This is a genomic window from Delftia tsuruhatensis, assembly GCF_903815225.1.
Lineage (GTDB): Bacteria > Pseudomonadota > Gammaproteobacteria > Burkholderiales > Burkholderiaceae_C > Comamonas > Comamonas tsuruhatensis_A.
Genome location: NZ_LR813084.1, coordinates 4,388,927 through 4,407,730, shown reverse-complemented (window position 1 = coordinate 4,407,730; position 18,804 = coordinate 4,388,927). Strand labels below are relative to the sequence as shown.

At 68.8% G+C, this 18,804-nt stretch carries 13 protein-coding genes and 1 pseudogene; 3 read left to right on the top strand and 11 right to left on the bottom strand.

The genetic code is table 11. The features are described from left to right. Nucleotides 1–224 precede the first annotated feature (224 nt). Nucleotides 225–1,646 (top strand): MBL fold metallo-hydrolase RNA specificity domain-containing protein, encoded by a 1,422-nt coding sequence (locus L1Z78_RS20065; protein ID WP_234638107.1) that lies wholly within the window; start codon nt 225–227, stop codon nt 1,644–1,646. 24 nt (nt 1,647–1,670) lie between these two features. Here the strand turns inward: L1Z78_RS20065 and gorA are convergent, their stop codons facing one another. The 3 genes from gorA to L1Z78_RS20050 all read right to left on the bottom strand — a co-directional run bounded on the left by gorA (nt 1,671) and on the right by L1Z78_RS20050 (nt 5,859). After that, nucleotides 1,671–3,020, bottom strand: coding sequence for a glutathione-disulfide reductase (gene gorA, locus L1Z78_RS20060; RefSeq protein ID WP_234638106.1), 1,350 nt, complete (start codon nt 3,018–3,020; stop codon nt 1,671–1,673). A gap of 96 nt (nt 3,021–3,116) precedes the next feature. Next, the gene (locus L1Z78_RS20055; protein WP_234638105.1) at nt 3,117–4,703 is read right to left on the bottom strand and encodes an alkaline phosphatase D family protein; all 1,587 of its coding nucleotides are present in this window, start codon (nt 4,701–4,703) and stop codon (nt 3,117–3,119) included. A 67-nt stretch (nt 4,704–4,770) separates the two neighbouring features. Beyond that, the gene (locus tag L1Z78_RS20050; protein ID WP_234638104.1) at nt 4,771–5,859 is read right to left on the bottom strand and encodes a tartrate dehydrogenase; all 1,089 of its coding nucleotides are present in this window, start codon (nt 5,857–5,859) and stop codon (nt 4,771–4,773) included. Between the two features lie 113 nt (nt 5,860–5,972). Here L1Z78_RS20050 and L1Z78_RS20045 point away from each other — a divergent pair, with 113 nt between their 5' ends. Continuing rightward, complete coding sequence (locus L1Z78_RS20045; RefSeq protein ID WP_234638103.1) at nt 5,973–6,887, top strand: LysR substrate-binding domain-containing protein; 915 nt, start codon at nt 5,973–5,975, stop codon at nt 6,885–6,887. Nucleotides 6,888–6,909: 22 nt separating this feature from the next. Here L1Z78_RS20045 and L1Z78_RS20040 read toward each other — a convergent pair whose 3' ends face one another. The 3 genes from L1Z78_RS20040 to L1Z78_RS20030 form a co-directional block, all read right to left on the bottom strand. Further along, the gene (locus L1Z78_RS20040; RefSeq protein ID WP_234638102.1) at nt 6,910–7,356 is read right to left on the bottom strand and encodes a GatB/YqeY domain-containing protein; all 447 of its coding nucleotides are present in this window, start codon (nt 7,354–7,356) and stop codon (nt 6,910–6,912) included. A gap of 115 nt (nt 7,357–7,471) precedes the next feature. After that, nucleotides 7,472–7,684: a 30S ribosomal protein S21 gene (gene rpsU, locus L1Z78_RS20035; protein WP_003052999.1), complete on the bottom strand. Its 213-nt coding sequence runs from the start codon at nt 7,682–7,684 to the stop codon at nt 7,472–7,474. A gap of 135 nt (nt 7,685–7,819) precedes the next feature. Beyond that, a complete protein-coding gene (locus L1Z78_RS20030; RefSeq protein ID WP_234638101.1) occupies nt 7,820–9,070 on the bottom strand; it encodes an NAD(P)/FAD-dependent oxidoreductase in 1,251 nt (416 codons plus the stop codon). A gap of 69 nt (nt 9,071–9,139) precedes the next feature. On the opposite strand from L1Z78_RS20030, the gene L1Z78_RS20025 reads away from it, so the two are divergent. After that, a complete protein-coding gene (locus L1Z78_RS20025; protein ID WP_234638100.1) occupies nt 9,140–9,643 on the top strand; it encodes an acyl-CoA thioesterase in 504 nt (167 codons plus the stop codon). On the opposite strand, the gene L1Z78_RS20020 is transcribed toward L1Z78_RS20025, so the two are convergent. The 5 genes and pseudogenes from L1Z78_RS20020 to L1Z78_RS20000 all read right to left on the bottom strand — a co-directional run. Then, entirely contained in the window at nt 9,630–12,656 is a 3,027-nt protein-coding gene (locus L1Z78_RS20020) for an ATP-binding protein (protein ID WP_234638099.1), read from the bottom strand. The two genes, L1Z78_RS20025 and L1Z78_RS20020, sit on opposite strands and share 14 nt — an antisense overlap. A 145-nt stretch (nt 12,657–12,801) precedes the next feature. Next, nucleotides 12,802–13,614, bottom strand: a complete 813-nt coding sequence (gene cobA / locus L1Z78_RS20015) for a uroporphyrinogen-III C-methyltransferase (protein WP_234638098.1) — start codon at nt 13,612–13,614, stop codon at nt 12,802–12,804. Then, nucleotides 13,611–14,555, bottom strand: a complete 945-nt coding sequence (gene ybiB / locus L1Z78_RS20010; protein WP_234638097.1) for a DNA-binding protein YbiB — start codon at nt 14,553–14,555, stop codon at nt 13,611–13,613. Before ybiB ends, cobA begins: the two co-directional genes overlap by 4 nt. A 99-nt stretch (nt 14,556–14,654) precedes the next feature. Next, on the bottom strand, nt 14,655–17,492 hold the full coding sequence (locus L1Z78_RS20005) for a nitrate reductase (RefSeq protein WP_234638096.1): 2,838 nt from the start codon (nt 17,490–17,492) through the stop codon (nt 14,655–14,657). 61 nt (nt 17,493–17,553) lie between these two features. Beyond that, a pseudogene (locus L1Z78_RS20000) lies at nt 17,554–18,786 on the bottom strand (NAD(P)/FAD-dependent oxidoreductase); the annotation flags it as partial. Between the last annotated feature and the right edge of the window lie 18 nt (nt 18,787–18,804).

Here is an 18,804-nt window from a genome sequence, read left to right as displayed (position 1 = left end):
CTCGTTGAGAGGCGGCAGGCATGCTGCGTTGGACCATGGGTGGATCCAGCGCACGGGGTGCGCAGCCTGTTGGGCCAGTGCCTGCGAGGCCCTGGCGTTCGGGGCTGACATTGACCTGCGTCATGGAGCGAGCGCTGCGGCGCCTGGGCCCTGTGCAAGAATTTGCGGGGCCCCGGCCCGGGCATGCCGCCTGGAGCCGGGGCGCCTGAAGGAACACCATTCCAATGCAAATCACCTTCCATGGCGCGGCCCGGCAAGTGACGGGTTCATGCTTTCTGGTGCAGATCCCGGGCTGCCGCTTCCTGATCGATTGCGGCATGGTGCAGGGCGGGCGCGAGGCCCGGGAGAGCAACTACCAGCCATTTGCCTTCGATCCCCGGCAGCTCGACTTCGTGCTGCTGACGCACGCACACATAGACCATTGCGGCCTGCTGCCCCGGTTGGCCGCGCAGGGCTTCGACGGGCCGATATACACCACGCCCGCCACGGCCGACCTGTTGGAGGTGCTGCTCAAGGACAGCGCCCACATCCAGGAAATGGAGTACGAGCGCAGCGAAAAGCGTGCAGGCAAGCGCCGTTGCGGCGGGCATGGTCCGCATGCCGAGGTGCGCCGGCCCCTTTACACGTTGCGCGATGTGGAGCGCTGCATGCGCCAACTGAGCACCGTGCCCTATGACCAGGAGTTCGCAGCCCATGCGCATGTAAAGGCGCGCTTTCGCGACGCGGGGCATATCCTGGGATCGGCCATCGTGGAGATCTGGGTGGCGGATGATCAGGGCGTCACGCGCAAGATCGTGGCCAGTGGCGATCTGGGGCAGCCGGGGCGTCCCATCCTGCGCGATCCCGTACCCATCGACGAAGCCGATGTGCTGCTGATCGAGTCCACCTACGGCGACCGCCTGCACAAGGACATGCCGTCCACGCTGGACGAACTGGTGGACGTGGTACAGCGCACATTGGTCCACGGCAATGTCGTGATCCCGGCCTTTGCGGTCGGCCGCACGCAGGAGATGCTCTACCACTTTCTCAGGCTGTCGGCCCAGGGGAGGCTGGGCACGTTGGACATTTTCGTGGATTCGCCCATGGCCGTGGCGGCCACGGAAATCACGTTGCGCCATTTCGCGCTGTTCGACGAGGAGGCGCGCCAGCTGTTCGCGCAGGCCCGGCAGCTGCAGCAGAAGCTGCGCATCCATTTCGTCAGCGATGTGCAGGACTCCATACGGCTCAACCGTGTGGGCGCCGGGGCCGTGATCATCTCGGCCAGCGGCATGTGCGATGCGGGGCGCGTGATGCATCATCTGCACAACAACCTGGGACGCCGTGAGTGCGCGGTGGTGATCGCCGGCTTCCAGGCCCAGGGCACGCTGGGGCGCAGGCTGGTGGATGGCGAACGGCGCGTGCGGCTGCTGGGGGACGATATCGCGGTGCGGGCCTCCGTCCACACGCTGGGAGGCTTTTCGGCCCATGCCGACCAGAAGGCGCTGCTGGGATGGGCCGGGGCCTTGCAGCGCACGCCCGCTCGCACCTTCGTGGTACACGGCGAGGAGGCAGCATCACAGGCTCTGGCACAGGCCCTGCGCCGACAGCCGGGCTGGGAGGCGGCCGAGGTGGTGGTGCCGCGTGAAGGGGAGTCCTTCGCGCTGTAGCGCCCTCCACGCGTATCCGACCCTTCAGCGCATCGTCACGAACTCCTCCGCCGCCGTCGGGTGGATGGCCACGGTGTCGTCGAAGTCGCGCTTGGTGGCGCCCATCTTGAGCGCCACGGCAAAGCCCTGCAGCATCTCGTCCATGCCCAAGCCTATGCCGTGGATGCCCACGATGCGCTCCTCGGGCCCCACGCAGACCAGCTTCATGCGCGCGGGCTGGCGGTGGCGGGTGACGGCCGTGTACATGGCGGTGAAGGCCGACTGGTAGACCTTGACCTGGCCGTCGCCGAAGCGCTCGCGCGCCTGCGGCTCGGTCAGGCCCACCGTGCCTATGGGCGGATGGCTGAAGACCACGGTGGGCACGTTCTCGTAGTCCAGGTGCTCGCCGGCCTTGCCGTTGAACAGGCGCTCGGACAGGCGCCGGCCCGCGGCCACTGCCACGGGCGTGAGTTCGATGCGGCCCGTGATGTCGCCCACGGCATGGATGCCGGGCACGTTGGTGTCCTGGTATTTGTCCACCGCGATGTGGCCGCTGTCCTTGAGCGCCACGCCGGCGGCTGCCAGGTTCAGTCCCGAGGTGTCGGGCCTGCGGCCCACGGCCCAGACCACGCAGTCCACGGTGTGGCGGCTGCCGTCCTGCAGTTGCAGGTCCAGGCTGCCGTCTGCGTTGCGGACCACGGCCTTCGGGGTGGCCCGGCGGTGCACGGTGGGGCCTTCGGCCTCCATTATCTCCATCAGGGTCTGGCTCAGCAGCGGGTCGAAGCCGCGCAGCGCCGTGTCCTGGCGCACGAACAGATGGGTCTCGGAGCCCAGCGCATGCAGCACGCCCGCGATCTCGACGGCGATGTAGCCCGCGCCCACCACGGCCGTGCGCGCGGGCAGGGCCTTGAGAGCGAAGAAGCCGTCGGAGTCGATGCCCAGCTCGGCGCCTGGAATGTCTGGCCGTGCCGGGCGCGTGCCCGTGGCGATGAGGATGTGGTCGGCACTGAGCCGCTGGCCGCCCACTTCCACGGTGCGTGCATCCACGAAGCGGCCAAAGCCCTGGATCAGCTCGACCTTGTTGCGTGCCAGTCCGGTTTCATACGAGGCATGGATGCGGTCGATATAGGCGCTGCGGCTGTCCACCAGGCGCTGCCAGTCCAGGCGGTTGACGGTGGCATCCCAGCCGTAGTCGGGGCCGTAGCGGTGCATGGCCTCGCCGATCTGGGCTGCATGCCACATGACCTTCTTGGGTACGCAGCCCACGTTGACGCAGGTGCCGCCGATCTCGCCGGCTTCGATCAGCGCGCAATGGCGCCCGTGCATGGCCGCGCGGTTGGCCGATGCGATGCCGCCGCTGCCGCCGCCGATGACGATGTAGTCGTAGTGTTTCATGGAAGATCCGTGCTCCTTGGGGGGGGGCGGCCCGCATGCCGCCAACGCAGGATCTTGCCTTCTTCCGCGCACGGGGGCGCGGGCTGGGGGCAATGCTCAGGCGCTCTGCGGCTCCAGGGTCTTGGTGTACAGCGCCTTGCCGTCCAGGTCCTTGAGCACCACGGTCAGCGCCTGGCTGCGGTGGTCTATGTCGAGCTGGCCGAAGAACTGGAAGCCTTCGCTGGGCGCGGAGTTGTCGTAGCCCGCGCTTTTCTGGAAGACCACCTCGCCGCCGAAGGTCTTGTCCATCTCGTTGGGGCCGAAGCCGCCCGCGTTCAGCGGACCCGAGACGAATTCCCAGAACGGATCGAAGTGCTGGAAGCTGGCACGCTCGGGGCTGAAGTGGTGGGCGGCCGTGTAGTGCACGTCGGCCGTGAGCCAGACCACGTTCTTGATGCCCGCGTCCTTGATGCCCTTGAGCAGGCGCGCCATCTCCAGCTCGCGGCCCCTGGGCGCGCCATGATCGCCATTGGCCACGGCCTCCCATCGGGCGCGGCCCTCGGCGTCCTTGCCGTCGGGCACGAACAGGCTGATGGGCATGTCGCTGGCGATCAGCTTCCAGGTGGCGCGGCTGCGTTTCAGGCCCTCCAGCAGCCATTGCACCTGGGGCCGGCCCAGCATGTCGGTGTCCGGGCCTTCGGTCGTCTGCAGGTTGTGGCTGTTGGGGCCGCGGTGGCTGCGCATGTCGATCACGAAGATGTCGGCCAGCGGGCCCTGGGGCAGGTGGCGGTACAGGCGCTGGTGCATGGCCGCGCCGAAGGGGCGCATGGGCGCGTACTCCATGAAGGCGCGCTGGCCGCGCGCGGCCAGCAGCTGCACGTTCTTTTCGGTGTAGCGCGCATCCTGGGCCACGCTCTTGCTGTCCGAGTAGTTGTTGGTGACCTCGTGGTCGTCCCACTGCCAGATCTGGGCCACCTCGCTGCCCAGGGCGCGCACGTTGGCGTCCATGAGGTTGTAGCGGTGGCGGCCCCGGAATTCGTCCAGCGTCTCGGCCACCTTGGCGACTTCGGGCGTGACCAGGTTCTTCCACAGCGTGCCGTCGCGCAGCTTGACTTCGGCGGCGATGGGGCCGTCGGCATAGATGGTGTCGCCGCTGTGCAGGAAGACGTCGGGGTCGGTCTTGCGCATGGCCTCGTAGATGCGCATGCCGCCGAAAGCCTCGTTGATGCCGAAGCCCTGGCCTGCGGTGTCTCCGCTCCAGACCAGGCGCAGAGGACGCTTTGCGGGCCCGCCCGGGGCCTGCGGCGTTCGGAAGTGCCCCTGCATGGCCGGGGATCGCACATTGGCGCTGGACAAGTCCTCCAGCACCACGCGGTAGAAGATGTCCTGGCCCGCAGGCAGGCCGAGCAGGTCGATGCGGCCCGTGCCATCGCTGCTGTCCACCAGCAGGTCCGGCCCGCGCACGCGCGTGGGATCGGCGAAGCCGGCGGTGGTGGACCACTCCAGCCACATGCGCGCGTCGCGGCTGGCCCGCGCCCAGACGATGGCGCGGTCGGCCAGCACGTCGCCGCTTTGCAGGCCCGAGGGCAGCAGCGGCCGCGCGGCGTCGCGCGTGATGGCGGCGGGCGCGCTTTGCGCCTGGAGGATGGAGGGCAGCAGCGAGGTGCCGGCGGCGGATAGCAGAAGGTGGCGGCGCAGGATCATGGCAAAGGGTCTGAAGCGTGGCTGCTGCCACCCTATCGCCCCTGCATGACCCTGGCGTGACGGTGTGTCAGCCGCGCGCGATCACGGCCGCGATGGCCTGGCCCACTTCGGTGGTGCTGGCCGTGCCGCCCAGGTCGGGCGTGCGCGGGCCGCTCCTGATGGTTTCCTCGATGGCCGAAACGATGGCGTCATGGGCTGCGCGGCCCGCGCCCTGGCCGTGGGTCAGGAAGTCCAGCATCAGCGCCGCCGACCAGACCATGGCGATGGGGTTGGCGATGTTCCTGCCGTAGATGTCGGGCGCCGAGCCGTGCACGGGCTCGAACAGGCTGGGGAAGGTGCGGTCGGGATTGAGGTTGGCCGAGGGGGCCAGGCCGATGGTGCCCGTGGTGGCCGGGCCCAGGTCGCTGAGGATGTCGCCGAACAGGTTGGTGGCGGCCACCACGTCGAAGCGGCCCGGCTGCAGCACGAAGCGCGCGGTCAGGATGTCGATGTGCTGCTTGTCCAGCGTGACCTCGGGGTAGCCCTTGGCCACGTCCTCGGCGCGCTGGTCCCACCAGGGCATGCTGATGGCGATGCCGTTGCTCTTGGTGGCCAGGGTGACATGCTTGCGCTCGCGGCTGCGGGCCAGGTCGAAGGCGTACCTGAGCAGGCGCTCCGCGCCCTTGCGCGAGTAGACCGACTCCTGGATCACGATCTCGCGGTCCGTGCCCTCGTACATGATGCCGCCCAGCGAGGTGTACTCGCCCTCGGTGTTCTCGCGCACCACGTAGTAGTCGATGTCGCCGGGCTTGCGGCCGGCCAGCGGGCAGGGCACGCCCTCGAACAGGCGCACGGGGCGCAGGTTGATGTACTGGTCGAATTCGCGGCGGAACTTGAGCAGCGAGCCCCACAGCGAGATGTGGTCTGGCACGGTGGCGGGCCAGCCCACGGCGCCGAAGAAGATGGCGTCCATGCCGGACAGCTGGGCCTTCCAGTCGTCGGGCATCATTTTTCCGTGCGCCAGGTAGTAGTCGCAGTGCGCCCAGTCGAAAGCATGGAATTCGAGCTTCAGCGCAAAGCGCTGGGCGGCGGCCTCCAGGGCGCGCAGGCCTTCGGGCATGACTTCCTTGCCGATGCCGTCGCCGGCGATGACTGCGATCTTGAATGTGTCTTGCATGCTGTCCTTGGGAAATCGGTGAATGGAGCGGCGGGTGGGCCGCATGCATGGCATTGTTGGCCGCCATGGCGGCAAATACAATCGGCCAACCGTGGTTCCATTGTTTACAGATCGTGAATAAACAGCCTGCCCCCGAGGATTTGCGCGTCTTCACTGTGGTGGCCCGCAAGTCGGGCTTTGCGGCAGCGGCCGAGGAATTGGGCGCATCGCCTGCCTATGTGAGCAAGCGCATCCGCCTGCTGGAGGAGGAACTGGGCGTGAAGCTGCTGCACCGCACGACGCGCCGCGTGGCCGTGACCGAGGAGGGCGAGCGGGTCTTCCACTGGGCGCAGCGCATCCTGGACGACATGGACCAGCTCATGCAGGAGGTGGCCGTCACGCGCAGCGAGCCGCGCGGCCTGCTGCGCGTGAGCAGCAGCTTCGGCTTCGGCCGCCATGTGATCGCGCCCGCGCTGTCCCGCCTGGTGGAGCGCCATCCGGGGCTGCAGGTGCGGCTCGACGTGTTCGACCGGCTGGTGGACGTGGCGGGCGAGGGCTTCGATCTGGATGTGCGCGTGGGTGACGAGATCGCGCCCCACCTGATTGCGCGGCGGCTGGCCGACAACCACCGCGTGCTGTGCGCCGCGCCTGCCTACCTGGCGCGCCGTGGCACGCCGCGCACGCCGGCCGAGCTGTCGGCGCACGACTGCCTGGCCATCAAGGAGCGCGACCAGGCCTTTGGCGTGTGGCGTCTGCGCGCAGGCGCTGCCGAGCAATCGGTGAAGGTCACGGGGCCGCTGTCGGCCAACAATGGCGAAATGGTGGTGCAGTGGGCCGTGGACGGGCGCGGCATTGCGCTGCGCTCGCTGTGGGATGTGGGGCCCCATCTGCAGGCCGGGCGCCTGGTGCAGGTGCTGCCGGAGTGGCGGCAGGAGGCGAATGTCTGGGCCGTCTATCCGACACGGCTGCAGCTGTCGGCCAAGGTGCGGGTGTGCGTGGAATTCCTGCAGGAGCATTTCCGGCAGGAGTGGATGGCCGGCGCACCCTGACAGGGCGGCGGCCATCCATGGATCAACCCGCCAGGGCGGCCTTCACGGCGGCGGAGACCTGGCCCATGTCGGCCTTGCCGGCCAGTTGCGCCTTGGCCGCGCCCATGACCTTGCCCATGTCGCCGGGGCCCGATGCGCCCAGCTCTGCCACGATGGCCTTCACGGCGCCGGCCACTTCCTCGGCCGACATGCGCTCGGGCAGGTAGGCCGTGAGCACGGCCATCTCGGCCTTTTCCTTGTCGGCCAGGTCCTGGCGGCCCGCGCCCTCGAAGGCGGCGATGCTGTCCTTGCGCTGCTTGATCAGCTTGTCCACGATGGCGACGATGGCGGCATCATCCAGCTCGATGCGCTCGTCGACTTCCTTTTGCTTCATCGCGGCCTGGAGCAGGCGGATGGTGCCCAGGCGCTCGCTGTCCTTGGCGCGCATGGCGGTCTTCATGTCTTCGGTGATCTGGGCCTTGAGGCTCATGGCATTTCTCCTGGGAAGGTGACGGCGGAAAACAGGCAACAAAAACAAAAAACCCGCGCCTGGCGTCCCGAGCGCGGGTTTTGCGGCTGACGAGAGCCGGCTGGTCAAGAGCCGATCAGTACAGCTTCTTGGGCAGCTGCATGCTGCGAACGCGCTTGTAGTGACGCTTGACGGCGGCAGCCTTCTTGCGCTTGCGTTCGGCAGTGGGCTTCTCGTAGAACTCGCGAGCGCGCAGGTCGGTCAGCAGGCCGAGCTTTTCGATGGTGCGCTTGAAGCGGCGCAGGGCAACTTCATAGGGCTCGTTTTCTTTAACGCGGATGGTGGTCATTAGCTAGATTTCCAGATATCTGTGCTGTCAGCGGGTTCCCGGGAAGATCGGGCCTGGGAGCCATGAACAGCGGTTTGTGCCCGTCAAAAGTTAACTAGTATTGGCCGACGGGGCAATTGCCAGCAAAGCGGGCGATTATACGCGAGATGCTGCAGAGGTGACAAATCCTGCGGCCGGCAATGCCTGCGCGCAGGCGTGGCCACTGGCCCAGGCCCATTGGAAGTTGTAGCCGCCCAGCCATCCCGTGATGTCCACGACCTCGCCAATGCAATACAGCCCGGGCTGGGCCTTGCATTCCATGGTCTGCTGCGACAGGGCGCGCGTGTCCACGCCGCCCAGCGTCACCTCGGCCTTCTTGTAGCCCTCGGTGCCCGTGGGCACGATTTCCCAGCGCGACAGGCGCTCGGCCAGTTGGTTCAGGGCCTTGTCCGAGGCTTCTGCAATGGGGCGCTGCCAGGCCGCGTCCTGCTGCACCCAGGCATCGGCCAGGCGCGCGGGCAGCCACTGCGCCAGTTCGTTGGCGATGCGCTTGCGCGAACGCGACTTGGCCTTGAGCAGTTCGTCCTGCAGGTCCACCCCGGGCGCGAGGTTGATGGACAGGGGCGTGCCCGCCTTCCAGTAGCTCGATATCTGCAGCACGGCGGGACCCGACAGGCCGCGGTGGGTGAACAGCAGGTCTTCCATGAAGGCCATGCGCTCCTTCTTGCTTCCGGTACTTATCTCCACGGGCAGGGCCAGGCCCGCGAGCTGGGCATAGGGCGCCCAGGCATCGCCGTCGAAGGTCAGCGGCACCAGGCCGGGCGCGCGCTCGACGAGCGGCAGTCCGAACTGCCGGGCCAGGCGGTAGCCGAAGTCGGTGGCGCCGATCTTGGGGATGGACAGGCCGCCCGTGGCGATGACCAGGCTGGGCGCCTGCACGGCGCCACGGCTGGTGCGCAGGTGGTACCGGCCGTCCGCATGCTCTACGGATTCCACCTTGCAGGGCTGCCAGCGCTGCACGCCGCCGGCCTGGCATTCGGCCAGCAGCATGGCGATGATGTCCTCGGCCGAGCGGTCGGCGAACAGCTGGCCCTTGTGCTTTTCATGGTGGGCGATGCCGTGCCGGTCCATGAGCGCGATGAAGTCGGCCGGCGTGTAGCGCGACAGCGCCGAGCGGCAGAACTGCGGGTTGGCGCCCACGAAATGCCTGTGCGGCGCGCGCACGTCCAGGTCGCGGTTGGTGAAGTTGCAGCGGCCGCCGCCCGAGATGCGGATTTTCTCGGCGACCTTCTCCGCATGGTCGATCAGCAGCACGGACAGGCTGCGCTGGCCGGCCTGGGCCGCGCAGAACAGGCCGGCCGCGCCGGCGCCGATGACGATGGCGTCGAATGAGAGGGGGGTGGTCACAAAAACGTCACTCGGGGGGCAAAAGGGCGCCCATTCTCGCGCAATGGCGCTTTTTCCTAGAATCCTTCGATGAATTTCCCATCGCACCAGCTGAGCATGACCGTGCTCATGTCGCCCGACATGGCGAACTTTTCGGGCAACGTCCACGGCGGCGCCATCCTCAAGCAGCTCGACCAGGTGGCCTACGCCTGCGCCAGCCGCTATGCGGGCCGCTATGTGGTCACGCTGAGCGTGGACCAGGTGATGTTCCTGCAGCCCATCCATGTGGGCGAGCTGGTGACCTTCCTGGCCAGCGTCAACCACACCGGCAAGTCGTCGATGGAGATCGGCATCAAGGTGGTGGCCGAGGACATCCGTACCCAGGTGGTGCGCCATGTCAACAGCTGCTTTTTCACCATGGTGGCCGTGGATGAGAACAAGCAGCCGGCCGCCGTGCCGACGCTGGTGCCTTCCACCGACGAGGAAAGGCGCCGCTGGCAGGCGGCTCTGATCCGCAAGGACCTGCGCCGCGAGCTGGCCCAGCGCTTCGAGCAAAGCCGCGTGACGGCCAGCAGCTCGGTCAGGCCGGGCTGACGAGGGTCGGACGCGGCGGCATGCAGCCGCCGTGCAGGTCCTCCTCGACCTGGCTGGCGATGCGTTGCAGGTCCTCCATGGAGGCTGGCTTGGACAGCACCTCGTCGGCGCCGGCCTGGAGGTAGCGCCGTGCCTCCGATGCGTCGGTGCTGGCGGTCAGCGCGACCACGTGGCAGCGGCGCAAACGGCCCTCCTGCTCGTGTTGGCGAAGCCGCCGGATGAGTTCGACGCCGTCCATCTGGGGCATGCGGCCATCGGTGATGATCAGGTCGAAGGGCTCGGCCAGGCAGCATGACCATGCTTCCTGCCCATCGCTCGCCAGGACAATGCTGTGGCCCAGGGCTGCCAGCTGGCTCTTGAGCAGCTCGCGGTTGAACAGATAGTCTTCCACGGCCAGGATCCGGATGCCGCCCTGTCCCTGGCGGCCGGCGCTGTCCTGGGCCATGGCGGCATGCAGCAACGGGCCGCCAGCAGGGCCTGCATCGGCGTGTGCCAGGGGAAGGCTCAGCCTTACCCGGAAGCACGATCCCTTGCCGGGGGCGCTGTCCAGGTGGATGGTCCCTCCCATGTGTTCCACCAGGCGGCGCGTGATGCTCAGGCCCAGGCCGCTGCCGAAGGCCTGGGCCTGCCCGGCGGCGTCGACCTGGGAGAAGGCCTGGAACAGGCGGGCCTGGTCATGGGGCGAAATGCCTATTCCCGTGTCCTCGACTTCCAGTTGCAGCAGCATGCGCCCGTGGCGGCTGGCGCCCTGGGCGCGCAGCGTGACACTGCCGCGCTCGGTGAACTTGATGGCATTGCTCAGCAGATTGAAAAGAATCTGCTTGAGGTGCAGGGGATCCGCCGTCACGCAGCGGTCCACGTCCGCCCCGACGTCGGTGTGCAGCGCCAGTTGCTTGGCATGTGCCAGGCCCTGCAGCAAGGGCGCCATTTCCTCGATCAATGGTTTCAGTGCCACGGGCTGGGCAGTGGAGTCGATATGGCCCGATTCGATGCGGTGCAGGTCCAGGACATTGCCCAGGAGCAGCAGCAGGCTCTGGGACGCCTTGCGGGCGTTGGCCAGGGGCTCTCGATGGGGCAGGCCCAGCTTTTCCCTGTCCTGGGCCAGCTCCAGCAGGCCGATGATGGCGCTCAGGGGCGTGCGGATCTCGTGGCTGGTCGTGGAAAGAAACAGGCTCTTTGCCTGGTTGGCGGCCTCCGCGCGCCGCTCGGCACGGCGTGTCCTGCGCACCTGCCGGCTCAGGCGCAGGCCCCAGAAAAGCGAGATGGCGGTGGCCAGTGCCAGCGCGCAGGCCAGCAGCAGCAGGCGCTGGCGATGCTCGCGCCAGAATCGGGCGCCGCCGGCGTGATCGCGGGGCGCCCAGTGATTGACGATGGTGGCCACTTCCTCGGGCGCGATGGACAACTGGGCTTTTTCCAGGATGCTGCGCAGTTCGGGCGCGGAGGCATGCACGGCCAGGCCGACGGGGCGCGTGTAGTCGTCGAGGATGCCGGTCAGCTGCAGGCGGCCTTCGTGCTGCAGAGCGTTGGCATAGCGCGCCGCATGGTCGTTGCCCACGAAGGCATCGCTGCTGCCGGCTTCCACGCTGGACAGGGCCTGGACCAGGTCAGGGTACATCTGCAGCCGTATGGCGGGATGCTCACGCCTGACCACCCCTTCCAGAAAGAAGCCGGCCACCATGGCCACGCGCTGGCCCGCAAGCTCATGGAGGTGGTGTATGCGCCTTGGCTTCGGCGGCTGTGCAGGAGCAGCCTGTGCATGGGGCAGGGTCATCACCACGACCGAGCTGCGCAGGAACGGTGCCAGCAGATGGACTGCGGGGGACGGATCCTGCGGCGGGGTGTAGGTCGGCGTGAGAAGCGCGCGGCCTGTCCCCAGCAGGGCCTCGAGCTCGGCGTAGTTGCGCGCGCCGGTGTACTCGAACCGCAGACCGGTGCGGCGGCCGATCAGTTCCAGATAGTCGGGGCCTATGCCATGGGCATGGCCCTCGGGATCCACCCGACCCAGCGAGCCCAGGGAACCGTTCAGTGCCACCCGCACGCTGGGATGCGTGTCCAGCCAGCGTTGCTCGGCCGGCGTGAGGGTCACGCGGTCGCCGATCTGCAGTGGCCTGTGGCTGCCGCTCCAGCCGCGCAGGATGTCGTCGCCATGTTGCATGGCGATCCGGGGCAGGGCCTGGTCGAGGTAGGCGCCCAGCAGCGTGTCGTCCTGCCTCAGCAGGAATCCGAAGCCCCGGCTTTCGACGGGAGCGAAGCCCTGTACGCGCAGGTTGAGCAGTGAGTGGGCCTGCATCAGATAGTGCACGGAGACGGTGTCTCCGATGAAGGCGTCGATTTCGCCCAGGCTCAACGCCTCCAGCGCCCTGCGCGGCGTTTCGTAGGTCACCAGCTCGCTGGCGGGATAGGCGGCCGCGACCAGCGAGCGCGGCAGCTGTTCTGGCGTCATGGCCAGGCGGGTGCCCTTGCGCTTCGGGTCGAAGGGCGCATCCATCACCGACACCAGCACGGGCTGGCTTGGCAGATAGGGCTCGCTCAGCCGCAGCTCGCTGCGCGCGGCCTCCAGTGCGGTGCCCCCGCACCCCAGGTCGATCTCGCCGCGCTGAAGCGCGTCGAGCATGGCCGCGCGCGAGGCATAGGCCCGGATGCGCACTGGCGTGGGAAACAGCAATCCCAGATAGTCGGCCGTGATGCCCTGGAAACGCCCGGCATCGAGCATGCCCAGCGGCGGGTGGTCGGGCGTGGAGATGCCCAGGGTCAGCGGGCCTCGCTCCTCCAGCCATCGGCGCTGAGCAGGCTTGAGCCAGGCCTGCGCGGCGGACGTTCCCCGTGCCGCCAGCAGAATGTCTGCTGCAGCGGCGTGGCAGGGCGCGGGCCAAGGCAGGGCGAGCACGGCGCAGGCCAGGACCTGCACCGCGGCATGACGCCAGTGCGGCGTCGCTCCGCGCGGGCGGCGCGCGGGGCCGGCCGCACGAGGGCAGCGGCCGGCGGCAAAAGGGGTCGGGCCTGGGGTTTCCATTCAATCCTCTCCGGTGGCAGCGTGACCGTCTGACGGCCATGCCCACGGCTTGCAAAAACAGGGGTTACCCGCTTTTCGGCAGTGAAGAAGGATTTTTGATGAAAACTAATTCTTTTGTTGATCGATAGTCATATCCTTTGGCGATTCAGGCAACCGCCGCCTGCGCCGCCGTCGATCCCTGGGGCGCTTGCATGGCCTGTACGCCCCGCACCACGTCGCCCACGACGATGACGCTGGGGCTGCCCAGGCCGCTGTCCTTGATGCACTGCGCCAGCGCGCCCAGCGTGGTCAGGGCGTGACGCTGCCGGGGCAGGCTGGCGTGCTGGATCACGGCCACCGGCGTGGCTGAGGGCAGGCCATGCATCAGCTCGGCGCTGATATGGTCCACGCCGCTCACACCCATGTAGACCACCAGGGTGAGCCTGGCGTCGCGCGCGGTGGCGGCCAGCTGGCGCCAGTCTGTGCCGCTGTCGCCCGGCTTGGCATGGCCGGTGATGAAGACCACGCCGTGGGCGTGGTCGCGGTGGGTGAGTGGCGCGCCCAGGCTGGTGATGCCCGCCAGGCCGGCCGTGATGCCATTGACGACCTGGACTTCGATGCCGGCTTCGCGCAGGTGTTCGACCTCTTCGCCGCCGCGACCGAAGATGAAAGGGTCGCCACCCTTCAGGCGCACCACGTTTTCGCCCTCCTGCACGGCCGACAGCATCAGCTTTTCGATGAAGGCCTGGGGCGTGCTCTTGCAGCCGCCGCGCTTGCCCACGTAGACGATGCGTGCCGTGGGTGCGGCGTGCGCGACGATGGCGTCGCTGACCAGGTCGTCCACCAGCAGCACGGTGGCCGCCTGTATGGCCTTGAGTGCCTTGACGGTCAGCAGTTCGGGGTCGCCGGGGCCGGCGCCGACCAGGGTGCAACTGCCTGCGCGGGCGGTGTTGGCGGGGGGGAGGGACGGGGTCGTCATGGCAGGGCTTCGTCTGGGGTGGATGTTGCGTGGATCTGGCTGGCGAGGTGCACGATATGTTCCATCTGGCGCATGAGCGCGGGTGGTACCGGCAGCCGGCCGGCAAGCACGGCCTCGGTGTAGCGCGCCGTGCTGGTCACGTCGATCTCGGACGGCAGGCCCGGCACTTCGGAGGCCGTGCCGCCTTGCTGCTCGGCCAGCAATTGGTGGGCGCCGGCGATGAAGCCGTCGTAGCGCGGCAGCCGCCGCGGGTCGGCCGCGACTTCGCCTTCGAGCCCGCGCGAGAGCAGGGCGTTCATGGCCAGCGCCTCGAAGGTGCCATGCAGCATGGGCAGGTATTCGGGGTGGGTGTAGGCGGTCACCAGCAGGGACGGGCCCGCGCAGGGCGCCAGCAGCTTGACCACGCTGTGCCCCGGATTGCGCAGGCCGATGACCTCGCGCACGGACAGCAGCCGCGCCAGGGCCGGGTGCAAGTGCTCGGTATGGAGGTGGGCCACCTGGCCGCCGGCCAGGGCCTGGGGGGCTGGCAGCCCCGGCAGGCCCAGCGCCTGGAGGACATCGCTGGCCAGGATGCGGCGCGCTTCGGTGCGCATGCCGTGCAGCAGCACGGGCAGGCCCTCGCGCGCCAGCAGCAAGGCCAGCAGCGGGGTGAGCACAGGCAGGCGGCGTGCGCCGTTGTAGCTGGGCAGCACGATCACGGGCCGGCCCGAGGCACTGGCGGGAAAGCGTGCCGCGCGCGCGTGCACGGCATCGAGAAAGCCGCTCATTTCCTCGACGGTCTCGCCCTTGATGCGCATGGCGATGCAGAAGGCGCCGATCTCCAGGTCGCTGACGCCGCCATCCAGCACCTGGCCGAACAGGTCGCTCGCCTGTGCGCGGTCCAGGGCCTTGGCTCCGCGTGCGCCGCGGCCTATTTCCTTGATGTATTGGCTGATGCCCATGGCGTTGTGGTCGTGGGAGGTGAATCCTGTGGGGCATATTTTCCCGCAGGTTTCATTACTTTTTGCTATATATGCAAACCCATCTTTGATGGCGGTCTTTCATGCCGAGGCGTGGTCCCGCGCGGAAGGCGCTTGGCGGACCATGCGCTTGAGCTCGGGCAGGCAGGAGCCGCAGTGGGTGCCGCAGCGCAAGCGGCCCTGGAGTTCGGCCAGGCGGGCATCAGCGCTGCCCCTGCAGCCGGACAGCAGGCCTTCGATGGCGTCCTCGTCCACATCGAAGCAGGCGCAGACCTGGCGCGCGCGCGGCTTGAGTGCCAGGGGCGCACTGCCGCTGGGCATGAGCAGCAGGCGCCCGTAGTCCTGGGCCGGCAACTGGTCCAGGAGCAGGGTGGACAGCCAGCTTGCGGCGCGCGTGTCGCCTGCCAGCAGCAGGGCCTCGACCTTGGTGGATGCGGCTGCATGGTCCAGCCGCAGTGCACGGCTGTGCTGGCGGCCGCTGTCGCTATAGCGCAGGGTGTCGGCCGTATCCAGTCCCAGCAGGGTTTCGATGTGCCGCAGCAGGGATTCTTCAGGGGCCTCGTGCGCGGCGGCGCGCAGCAGCACGCCGTGGCGGGCCCGGGCCGCCTCCTCGAGCGGCACGGCATTGCCGAAGGGCACGCAGCTGGCGAAGGCGAAGCGGGGCATGAGCGCTGCCAGTTGTTCGCGCACGGTCAGCACCCGGCCTTCGGGAAGCCAGGCCATGGCCAGCAGGGTCCAGGGCAGCTCGGCCCTGTCCAGGCTGACGGCGGTGTGCTTGAGCTCGGGCTGTCTGGAGGCGGGGCAGAGGGCTGGCGTGGTCAGCGCGTTGATGCCGCCCGAGGCGTTGCCTCCCAGGTACTCTCCACCCCAGTGCATGGGTACGAACAATCGGGATGGGGACAGTCCCGCGTCGGCCTGTACGGGAAGAAGAATGGAGCCGCGCCGGCTGCTCAGCCGCACGAGATCGCCGTCGCGCAGCTGGCGCTGTTGCATGTCGCCGGCATGCATGTGCACGCGGGGCTCGGCCGCATGGCCGAACAGGCGTCCCAGCTGGCCCGTGCGGCTCATGCCGTGCCACTGGTCGCGCAGCCGGCCCGTGGTCAGGCTGAAGGGGTGGCCGGCATCCGGCGCCTCGGCCGGCGACTGCCAGCCAAGGGTGCTGAACCGCGCACGGCCATCGGGCGTGGGAAAGCGGCCGTCTTCGTAGAGTCTGGCGCGGCCCTGGGGCGTGCCTTCGGGCAGGGGCCATTGCTGCGGCCCCTGCGCCTCCAGCAGGGGCCAGGACAGGCCGGTGATGTCCAGGTCCCGTCCTCGGGTGCTTTCGCGGTGCTCGTTCCAGATGGCCTCGGCGCCCATGGCGGCGTTTTCGGTGTCGTAGGGAAACAAGGTGGGCAGGCCCGGGCGCAGCAAGGTCTCCATGCGGCGAGCGCAGTCCACGGCGATGCGCCAGTCATGGCGCGCCTGACCCGGCGCGGGCACGGCGGCACGCACGCGCGAGATGCGCCGTTCGCTGTTGGTGACGGTGCCGATCTTCTCGCCCCAGGTGGAGGCCGGCAGCAGCAGGTCGGCATAGGTGCAGGTGGCCGTGGTGGCGAAGGACTCTTGCACGATGACGAATTCCGCGCGCTGCAGCGCGCGCCGCACCAGGGCCTGGTCGGGCAGGCTCTGGGCAGGGTTGGTACAGGCTATCCACAGCGCGCGGATCTCTCCCTCGGCGGCGGCCTCGAACATCTCCACGGCGGTCTTGCCGGGGCGCGCGGGCACGTCGTCCACGCCCCACAGCGCAGCGACCTCGGCGCGGTGGGCGGGGTTGGCCAGGTCGCGGTGGGCCGACAGCAGATTGGCCATGCCGCCGACCTCGCGCCCGCCCATGGCATTGGGCTGGCCCGTGAGCGAGAACGGCCCCGCGCCCGCGCGCCCCATCTGGCCCGTGGCCAGGTGCAGGTTGATCAGCGCCGCGTTCTTGGCGGTGCCGTTGCTGCTCTGGTTCAGGCCCTGGCAGTACAGGCTCAGCGTCGCACCTCGGCGGCTGCCGGCCTGCGTGCCGCCGCCCAGCGCAAACCATTGCGCGGCCTGGAACAGGTCATGGCGCGGCAGGCCGCAGGCCTCGCTCACGCGCTCGGGCGTGGCATCTCTCACCAGGGCCTGCAGCCCGGCGAAGCCGCTGGTGTGGCGCGCGATGTAGCCCTCGTCCAGCCAGCCCTCCAGTTCCATGATGTGCAGGAGGCCGTGGAACAGCAGGGTGTCGCTGCCCGGGCGCAGCGGCAGGAACAGATCGGCCAGGCCTGCGGTTTCCGTGCGGCGCGGATCGGCCACGATGATTTTCATCCGGGGGCGCGCGGCGCGCGCCTGCTCGATGCGCCGCATCAGGATGGGGTGGGCCCAGGCGGTGTTGCTGCCCACGATGAAGAGGCAGTCCGCATGGTCGACATCCTCATAGCAGGCGGGCGGCGCGTCGGCGCCCAGCGTGAGCTTGTAGCCGGCCACGGCGCTGCTCATGCACAGGCGCGAATTGGTGTCGATGTTGTTGGTGCCGATCAGGCCCTTGGCCAGCTTGTTGAAGACGTAGTAGTCCTCGGTCAGCAACTGGCCGCTGACGTACAGGCCCACGGCGTCGGGCCCGTGCTCCCGCACGATGCCGGCCAGGCGCGCGGCGGCCAGGTCCAGCGCCGCGTCCCAGGAGAGAGCCTGCGGCGCAGCGCCGCGTGCGGTACGCAGTGCCGGCTGGAGCAGCCGTGTCTGCCGCGCCAGGGCGGGGGCGGCCGTCAGGTGCAGCGTGCTGCCCTTGGTGCACAGGCGCCCGTGGTTGGCGGGATGGGACGGATCGCCGCGCACGCCCGTGATGCGCGCGCCGTCGCTTTCGATGAGGACACCGCAGCCTACGCCGCAGTAGGGGCAGGTGGATCTGGTTTCTTGCATGGCGTGCCTGATGTGGGATGAGGGGGCGTGGGAGGTGGTGGCGCGGAGCACGGCACCGTCACCCGGCGTCGGCCTGGCCCTCTCCGAACATGAGCTGGTCGCGGATGTCCTGCACCGAGGCACCCTCGCGCAGCAGGCGCAAGTACCAGCTGCCGCCGTCGGTGTCGCCATAGAGGCAGGCGCCCACCAGCCGGTCGCCGCGCAGCACCAGCTTGCGGTACACGCCCGCGCCGGGATCGCTGAGCACGAGCTCCTGCGTGTCCCCGCCCCCGCGGAAGTCGCCCGCGCTGAACAGGTCGATGCCGGTGACCTTGAGCCTCGCCGAGGTCTGCGAGCCCGGGTAGCTGCCGATGCCGATCTCGGCCAGATGGTTGGCCAGCACCTTGGCCTGCTCGAACAGCGGTGCCACCAGCCCGTAGGCCACGCCCCGGTGGGCGGCGCACTCGCCCACGGCATGGATGCGCGGGTCGGTGACGGTCTGGAGGGTGTCGCTGACCACGATGCCGCGCTCCACGTGCAGGTGCATCTGCTCGGCCAGCGCGGTCTCGGGGCGGATGCCCACGGCCATGACCACCAGCGAGGCCGGCGCCTCGCGGCCATCGTGCAGGTGCACGCAGGCCACTCGCCCCCGGCCATCGCCCGTCAGCGCCCTGGTCTGGGCCTGCATCAGAAAGCGCATGCCGCGCTCGGCCAGCGAGACTTGCAGCAGGGCCGCGGCCGTCTCGTCAAGCTGGCGGTCCAGCAGCCGCGCGCCTGCGTGGACGACGGTGACTTCCATGCCGCGTTTCATGAGGCCGTTGGCCGCTTCCAGTCCCAGCAGACCACCGCCGATGACCACGGCATGGCGGTGGCTGGCCGCCGCTGCGATCATGGCCCGGGTGTCGGCGATGTCTCGGTAGCCGAGCACGCCTTGCAGCTCGCACCCTGGCACGGGCAGCATGACAGGGCGTGAACCCGTGGCGAGGATCAGCCGGTCGTAGGCGGCGCTCACGGGCCTTCCCGTGGCGTCCATCGCGTGGACCATGCGGCGCGCGCGGTCCACGGCATGGACGCGGCAGCCCGCGTGCAGCGTGATGCCGTGTCGCTCATACCAGGACCAGTCATTGAGGATGATCGCGTCGAGCTGCTGCTCGCCCGCGAGCACAGGGGACAGCATGATGCGGTTGTAGTTGGGGTAGGGCTCGGCGCCGAATACCGTGATCTCGTGGAGATCGGGCGCGATCGCGAGCAACTCCTCCAGCATGCGCACCCCGGCCATGCCGTTGCCCACCATCACCAGCCTCGATTTCTTCATCGTGCCTCCGCTGCGGTC